At 55.0% G+C, this 1,835-nt stretch carries 1 protein-coding gene; it reads right to left on the reverse strand.

The window, feature by feature from the left end; genetic code table 11:
- Positions 1-138: 138 nt before the first annotated feature.
- The gene (locus V6D20_15570; protein ID HEY9817200.1) at positions 139-1,674 is read right to left on the reverse strand and encodes an IS66 family transposase; all 1,536 of its coding nucleotides are present in this window, start codon (positions 1,672-1,674) and stop codon (positions 139-141) included.
- Between the last annotated feature and the right edge of the window lie 161 nt (positions 1,675-1,835).

Here is a 1,835-nt window from a genome sequence, read left to right on the forward strand (position 1 = left end):
GGTCAACACTGCTGCGACTTCAAAAATCCGGCGTGCGATCGCTGCCTCATTCTGGATCGATGCCCCCACGGACAGTCCAAAATCTAAATAGGACTTACGCATTTTGTTGAAGTTGTGGGCGCGGCGCGCCGTATGTGTTTAGCGTAGATTTTGTTGTGATGATGAATTAAATGTCATTGCGTCAGCAACAAGGTTCACAAAGGATTCCCCTCGCTGCTGAGCCGTTGCAGCCAAGGAGGCTAAAATCTCCCAGGTGCGAGCCCCTGCCTGAGTCTTGTTGCCACAAGAGACTTTGCGGCTAATGACGGCAGGCCGTAACTGGCGTTCAGCCCGATTATTTGTCGCCTCAACCGCTGGAGAGTCGAGGAAGGTGAAAAGGTGGTCGCGTTGTTTGCTCAAGCGTTGGCGAATTTTCTCTTCTTGCTGCGCTTGAGCATGATCCTGTGGGTCGCTTCGAGGATGAGCGAACAACGCATCGGCTCGTTCCTCTAAACGCTGACGAATTTGAGCGATAAATTCTGTCTTCAACTGTGGCATCAATCGCTTGAGCAGCATGGCGCTATGCAATAGAGTTCGCACTTCCAGTAAGTACGGAGACTGAGACCCGCTCGGGGTTTGGAGGGCTTGGGAAATGGCCTTGAGATGATGGGCGTAGCATTTGTGCTGATGGGGATTGAGGTCGTCATAGATGGCCAGACAATCACTCACCAGCACCCCCTGAAAGTGCTCACCGATGAGGGCTCTAGCGGTATCCCGATTGCGAGAGGGCACAATGCGGTAGTAGGTGCCCTGCTCATTGGTGAGCACCCATAACCAGGAGCCCGCTGTCGCGACCCACCACCCGGTTTCATCACAGTGGAGGCTCTCACTCTGACGGAGCGTGTCCAGCAGTTCATCGTAACGAGGACGGAGCCGCTCCGCCGCTCGAGCCATCGCTTGGGACAGACCACCCGCACTGAGCGATAAGCCAGCCATCTGCTGGAGCACCTCACAGGTTTTGCGCATCGGCAATCCCAACCGTTTGTTCAAGTCACTGGCTAAGCCAATCGCTCGGGGTCCCAAGTGAGTGCCTGCTGCGCCCACGGCCATCGAGACTTGCAGGGGATGCTCAGAGCGTACCCGCCGCTGGCAGTGCTCACACGCATTGCTGTAGGTGCGCAGGCGAATCACTCGAGGCTGAACCTCTGGAATCTCCACAATGGTTTGCTCCAACACCTGTTGCTTAGACACCTTCAGAGCCTCTCCGCAGTCAGGGCAGTGCTCCAACGAAACCTCGATGTGTTCATCACTGGCTTTGGCCACGGGCGGCTTTCGCCATGCCCCGGCATGGGCGGGCTTGCGTCCGGGTGGCTTGGGGTGAGACTTGCGGTGCTTCTCTCTCACTCGAAACGGAGCGGCTTGTCGCTTACTCGCTCGTTGGGCGTGCTCAAGCTGATGTTCTAACTGCTGGATGGTCGTCTGCTGCTGCTCGATCTGGTGCTGTTGAGCTGCAACATAGTACTGCAGCTTGCCCAGCCTGACTGCTTGCTGCTGGAGTCGTTGAATCGCCCACTCGCGACTCTGTTGCGTCATTTCCGAAGCGATGCGTTCTACTTGCTGAACGGCATGCTCAATCTTGTTAAGATACTCTGCTGGAATATCGGGCAGGTTGTCTTCACGAACTGTCAGCACCATTCAGAACCTTGTGGATTCTCCTGCTTTTTAACTTATGAGGAATAGGCCTCAGGGGTAATCCCTCTTTCGTTAGACACCTCGAATTCAAACGCTAAACACATACGCGCGATCGCGCCTCCCTCTCTATTTGCTGATTTTATTTGCTGAAAGAGTCGCTTCGA

This window comes from Candidatus Obscuribacterales bacterium, assembly GCA_036703605.1.
In the GTDB taxonomy this organism is placed as follows: Bacteria; Cyanobacteriota; Cyanobacteriia; order RECH01; family RECH01; genus RECH01.

Bases quoted from the DNA above. Each gene is read 5' to 3' on its own strand.
- V6D20_15570 (HEY9817200.1), bottom strand. From the start codon at position 1,674: ATGGTGCTGACAGTTCGTGAAGACAACCTGCCCGATATTCCAGCAGAG.